General features: G+C 59.5%; 1 protein-coding gene. It reads right to left on the reverse strand.

Features of this window, described 5'->3' with window-relative positions; translation table 11 throughout:
- The coding region (locus tag PEL01S_RS33780; protein WP_127463302.1) for a non-ribosomal peptide synthetase at positions 1–6,727 on the reverse strand (6,727 nt) is incomplete at both ends.

Genomic DNA, 6,727 nt, shown 5'->3' on the forward strand with positions numbered 1-6,727 from the left:
TACGTACGCGCCGCCCGCTTTCCAGACCGCCAGCACGGCGACGAGCAAGTCCGTCGAACGGTCGGCCAGGATGCCGACGATCGACTCGCGCCCGATTCCGCGCGCTTGCAGCGTCCGGGCCAGCCGGTTCGCCCGCTCGTTCAGCTTGCGATACGTCAGCTGCTCCTCTGCATATACGACCGCTGTCTGTTCCGGCACAAGCTCCACCTGCGCTTCGAAGCATGCGTGGAACGTTTGCTCCGGCGCGTAGCCGTTCTCTACGCCTACGCTGCCGAAGCCGTCCACCAGCTGCGTCCGCTCTTCCGGCGTAACCAGCTCCAGCTCGTTTACCTGCACGTCCGGATTGCTTGTCGCCTGCTCCAGCACGCGGACGAGATGGCCCCGCATCCGCTCCAGCGTCGAACGATCGAACGCCAGCGCGTTGTATTCGAAATGAATGCCCATGTCTTCGCCCGGCATCACTGTAATGTTAAACGCATAGTTCGTTTGCTCGGACATTGCGACGCCCGCAATCGCGAAGCTGTCCGCGCTGTCGCCTCCCATTTGCTCCATTTCCTGCTCGACCGGGAAGTTTTCGAACACGATGATATGATTGACCAAATCCTGCTTCTGCTCGGTTAAACCTTGAATCTCGTAGAGCGGATACGTCTCGTAAGCGCGGGAAGCCAGCGCCTGCTCCTGCGTGCTCCGCAGCAAATCGGCAAACGTCGTTTCCGCTTCGCAGCGAATCCGCACCGGAATCGTGTTGATGAACAGCCCGACCATCCGGTCGACGCCCGGAATATCGTCTGGCCGCCCCGACACGACGCTGCCGAACACGACGTCCCCGTTGTTGTTGTATTTTTGCAGCACAACACCCCAAGCCGCCTGCAGCAGCGTATTCATCGTCACCTGATGCCGCTTCGCCGTCCGGCGCATCTGCTCCGTCAGACGCTTACCGAGCTGGAACGCCAGCTCCTCGGCCGCGTAGCCTTCCGCCTTGCGCTCCTGCGGCAGCAGGGTCTGATGCTCGAAGCCGGCCAAATAGCCGCTCCAATAGCGGGCCGCTTCCTCGCCGTCCTGCCGCTCCAGCCATTCGAGATAGCGGCTGTACGGGACAAGCGGAGCCAGCTCGGGCTCACGCCGCTCCAGCAGCGCGAAGTACGTGCCGAACACTTCACTTGCCACCAAAGCGAGGCACCAGCCGTCCATCACGATATGATGGAAGCTCCAGACGAGACGGTACGCCGCGTCCCCCGTTTGCAGCACGGAGATACGCATCAGCGCATCCTGAGCCAAATCGAAGCTGCGTGCCTTATCCTTCTCAAGGAAAGCCGCGACATACGCCTGACGCTCCGCTTCTTCCATTCCGCGCAAATCCTCGTAATGGAAGCCAACCCTTTTTGTCCGGTAAACGACCTGTAAAGGCCGCTCATGCCAACCGCTGTAAAAATTCGTCCGGAAAATCTCGTGGCGTTCCGCGAGCCGCTCCAGACTTTGTTCGAACACCGTCAAGTTGAACCTTCCCTGAAGGTCCAACGAAGCTTGCTGGAAGTACGCTCCCGAGTCCGGCTCCATCAGGCTGTGGAACAGCATGCCGTTCTGCATCGGGGTGAGCGCGTACACGTTCTCCAGCTCCCCGGCGCTCCGGGTCCGTTCCGCAATCGCGTCCAGTTGTTCCACGGTCAGCCCTTTGAACAGAACATCGCTCGGCGTCAACTCAGGCCGTTCCTTCGTCACGCAGTGCGCGATCACTTCCTGCAGATTCGACTTCAGCAGCCCGGCCAGCCGCTCCATCGTTTCCTTGCGATATGCCTTGCCGTTATAGCGGATATCCAAAACAAGCGCGCCGTCGGTAACAATCCCGCCGAAATCCAGCGCGTATTTCATCACCGTGCGTTCGCTGACGGCGGAACCAATCGAGTATGCGGACATCGCGACGTCGCCGCTTTGCAGATCTTGGTCGAACTGCCCAAGATAGTTAAAGCTGATCTGCGGCTCCGTCTCGCGAGCGCGATCTTCCTGCACACCGGAAAAATGCTTCCAAATGCCGTAACCGATCCCCTTATGCGGAATTCCGCTCAGTCCTTCCTTCACCCGTTTGATCCGCTGCGCTACGGACTGATCCTGTCCCATCTCCAGCACGACCGGGAATTGGCTCGTAAACCATCCGACAGTACGCGAAATGTCAATGTCCGGCAAAATCTCCTCACGGCCATGCCCTTCCAGGTTGACCAGTACGCGCTCCATCCCGGTCCACTGGCGGATCGTCATGCCCAGCGCCGTCAGCAGCAGATCGTTGACTTCGGTGCCGTAGGTCCGGTGCGTTTGCTTCAACAGCTGCTCCGTTTCCCGCTGCGTCAGCTGTACGGCTACCGTCTCGCTGTCGCGAAGCGTAAACGCGCCGTCATGCCCCGTGTCCTGAGGCAGCGGAGCATAGCTTGCCTCGGCGATTTGCCGCCAATACGCCGACTCGCTTTCCATGGCCGGGCCGGACGCATACTGCGACAATTGCTCCGCCCATGTGCGGAACGAATCCGTTTTGTACGGCAAACGAACGGCTTGTCCGCCAGCGGCCTGCTCATAGCCTGTCGTCAGATCCTCGATCAAAATACGCCACGATACCCCGTCGACCACCAAATGGTGAATGACGATCAGCAGATGATCTCCGTCGCCGCAGCGGAACAGCCCCAGCTTTACCAGAGGTCCGGCGCTCAGGTCGATGCCGCTTTGAATTTCGTTCGCTTTCGCTTCAATTGCCGCAGCGCAGTCCGCCATTCCCCTCAAGTCGACCACGTCCAGAGTATACAGTTCGCCTTCGCCTATACCGCGATTCCACGCCTCAAAACCGTGTTCCGTCTCGCGGAACACCGTGCGCAAGGCGTCATGATGCTCGACGACCTTCGTCATCGCCTTCCGAAGCGGCGTTTCGTCGAAGCCTCGCTCCCGGTAAAGCATGACCGCCTGGTTAAAATGATGCGGCTCCTCCTGCTTTTGCTCGAAGAACCAGTATTGAATCGGCGTCAAACTTACGGCCCCGCTGACTTCTCGCTGTTCCGCCTTTTTGTCGGCTGCGCGGAGTAACGGGCTCAGTTCCGCCACCGTCGCATATCGGAATAAATCTTTCATTTCAAGCTTATGTCCGAGTTGAAGCAGTCTGGAAGACACCTGAATCGCCTTGATCGAGTCGCCGCCCAGCTCGAAGAAGTTGTCCAGCACCCCAACCGCTTCGACACCAAGCACGGCCTGCCATACCGAAGCCAGCGTCTGCTCCGCCGTTGTGCGGGGCGCCACATATTCCATACCGGTCTGGATGCTTCCTTCCGGTGCAGGCAGCACTTTGCGGTCGATCTTGCCGTTGGCGTTCAGCGGCATCCGCTCCAGCTGCACGAAGTACGACGGAATCATGTAGCTCGGCAGCTCTTGCGACAGCGCGCTTCGCAGCTCCGCAGCGCTCCACTCCCGGTCCGCCGTGAAATAGGCGCACAGCTGCTTCTGGCCGAGCCCGTTCTCCCGCGCAATAACCACCGCTTCGCGCACGTCCGGCAAGCGCAGTACTTGCGTTTCCACCTCGCCCAGCTCGATCCGATAGCCGCGAATTTTCACCTGATGGTCGATCCGGCCCAAATATTCGATATTCCCGTCCGGCATCCATCGCACCAAGTCGCCCGTTCGGTACATCCGCTTGCCCGGCGCAGACGGATTCGGCACAAACTTCTCCTCCGTCAGCTCCGGCCGGTTCAAATAGCCCCGAGCCACGCCCTCACCCGCGATGCACAGCTCTCCGGCCACGCCGACCGGCATCAAACGGGAAGCTGCGTCCATAATCCACGCCTGCACATTGCCGAGCGGCCGTCCGATCGGCACGCCCGCCAGCTCCGCGGTTTCCGGGGTCGTGGAATATTTGGTCGCGTAGATTGCCGCTTCCGTAGGTCCATAAATATTTTCCAGCTTGGCATTCGCCGATAAGCTGTAGTAATCCTCGACCGCTTTGACCGGCAGCGCCTCTCCGGCGACGAATACATATTTCAAGGTCCGGATGCCGGAGATCCCGGTATCCTTCAGCGTATTGACCCATGCGCTGAACATCGACGGCACCAGATTCAAATGGGTGATTTGCCCGCTCTCGATCGCTTCCGTGAGCGCAGCGGGGTCTTTTTCCAGCCCCGGCGGCAAAATAGCCAATGTTCCTTTTCCGAAATACCAGCCGAACAGCTCGGTCACCGATACGTCGAACGTGAAGGTCGTTTTCAGCAAATACGTATCGTCCGCCAGCATCGGGTATTCCCGCTCCAATTGGGTCAGCGTATGCACGACGGACCGGTGCTCGACCATAACCCCTTTCGGCTTGCCAGTCGAACCCGACGTGTAAATGACATAGGCCAAATGACTTGGCCCCGCCGCAGACTCCGGATTCGAAGCGTCTTCGCCGTAAACTGCCGCGTCCTCAAGCACCAGCAGCTTCCCGGAAAAATCGGCGCGTTCCTGCAAACGGCTCTGCGTCAGTAGCAGCTTGGCCCCCGAATCCTCCAGCATGTAGGCGATCCGCTCCTGCGGGTATTCCGGATCGATCGGCACATACGCCCCGCCGGCTTTCAAGATTCCGAAAATGCCGACGATCATCTCAAGCGAACGCTCGGCCATGATGCCGACCGGCTGATCGGGCTGCACGCCCTCCGCCCGCAGCTTATGCGCCAACCGGTTCGCTCTCTCGTTCAATTCCCGGTAGGTGAGCCGCTCATCTTCGAACACAACTGCCACCTGCTCCGGCGTCCGCTCCGCCTGCGCTTCGAACAGCCCGTGAACGGTCTCGTCACGGGGATAGTCCGCCGCCGTAGCGTTGAAGACATCGACAATTTGTGCCCGCTCCGCTTCGGTAACCCATTCCAGCTCGTCCACGCGAATATGCGGTGCAGCCGCCACCTGCTCCAGCACCAGAACGACATGGCCGGCAATTTGCTCGATTCCCGCCTTGTCGAACGCCATCGCGTTATAGCCGAATCGAATGGTGATCCGTTCGCCAGGGATAACGATGAAATTGAAATTGTAGTTCGTTTGCTCCGGCGTTTCGATGTTCCCAATCGCAAAAGCATCTCCGCTTCCGCCGCCCAGCTGCCCAATTTGCTCGTCGATCGGATAGTTTTCGAACACCATGATGTGGTTGATCAAATCGCGCTTCTGCCCGGTCCGCGCCTGAATCTCATACAGCGGGAACGTATCGTAGGCGCCGGAATTCAGGGCTTGCTCCTGCGTTCTGCGCATGATGTCGGCTACCGATTCCCCGGCGGCACTGGTGATGCGCACCGGAATCGTATTGATGAACAGACCGATCATCGATTCCACGCCCGGGATTTCCGCCGGACGGCCCGCCACGACGCTGCCGAACACGACGTCGTCGCTGTTGTTGTATTTTTGCAGGATCAGGCCCCATACAGTCTGAATGAGCGTATTGACCGTCACCTGATGCTGTCTGGCCGCCTGCTCGACCCGTACGCTCAGCTCGGGGCTGAACGTCCAGTCCAGATTTTGCAGGACGTAGCCTTCCGTCTTGTGCTGCGGCTTCTCCTGCGGCAGCAGCACCTGCTGCTCGTAGCCGGACAAGTAATCGTTCCAATAGCCGGCCGCCGCTTCGCGGTTCTGATTCTCCAGCCACTCGATAAACCGTCCGAACGGCGTTACCGGCGCAAGCTCCGGCTGCCGCTGCTCGCGGAACGCAAAGTAGCTGCCGAACACTTCCTGAATCAAGAGGGACATGCACCAGCCGTCCATCAAAATATGATGGAAGCTCCAAACAAACCGGTACGTTTCTTCCCCGGTGCGCAGTACCGATACGCGCATCAGCGAGCCTTGGCTCAGGTCGAAGCCGCGGGCCTTGTCCGCGCTCGTGAAGGCGGTGGCGTACGCCTCGCGCTCCGCTTCCTCCATGCCGCGCAGGTCTTCATAAAGCAGTTCGCCCGCGCGTTCCCGGAATACGGCCTGGACCGGCTCGTTCTTCCAGCCGCTGATGAAATTGGTCCTCAGCGTCTCATGCCGTTGCACCAACAAATCCAGACTTTTCCCGAAGGATACGACATCGAAGCCGCCCTTCAGATCGAACGTCGCCTGCTCAAAATAAGCTCCCGATTCCGCATCCATCAGGCTGTGGAACAGCATGCCCTTCTGCATCGGTGTCAGCGCGTAGACGTTCTCCAGCTCGCCGACCGGCTGTGTAAGCTCCGCCAACCGCTCCAGCTCGTCCACGGTCACTCCTTTGAGCAGAACGTCGCTTGGCGTCAGCTCCGGCTGGTCTTTCGCCACGCAGTGCGCGATTACTTCCTGCAGGCTGGCTTGCAGCAGTCCGCCGAGCCGCTCCACCGTCTCCCGGCGGTATTGGGTCGTGCCATAGCGGATCGCTAATACAAGCTCGCCCTCCGAGACGATTCCGTTCATATCCAGCGCAAAATCCATCGCCGCATTCCCGCTGGCTTCCGCCCCCACGGAATACCGGGATTGCTTCAGGTCGTTGCTTTCGTAATCCTGATCAAACTGGCCGAGATAGTTGAAGCTGATTTCTGGCTCTACGGCAAACTTCACGCCCTCTTGCGGCACGGACAAATACCGCAGAATGCCGTACCCGATCCCTTTGTTCGGAATGTGGCGCAGCCCTTCCTTCACCCGCTTGATCCGTTGTCCGATGGGCTCGTCCTGCTGCATCTCCAACACGACCGGGAATTGGCTTGTAAACCAGCCTATGGTCCGCGAAACGTCC

Origin of the sequence: Paenibacillus elgii NBRC 100335, from assembly GCF_004000865.1 — a bacterium.
Lineage (GTDB): Bacteria > Bacillota > Bacilli > Paenibacillales > NBRC-103111 > Paenibacillus_G > Paenibacillus_G elgii.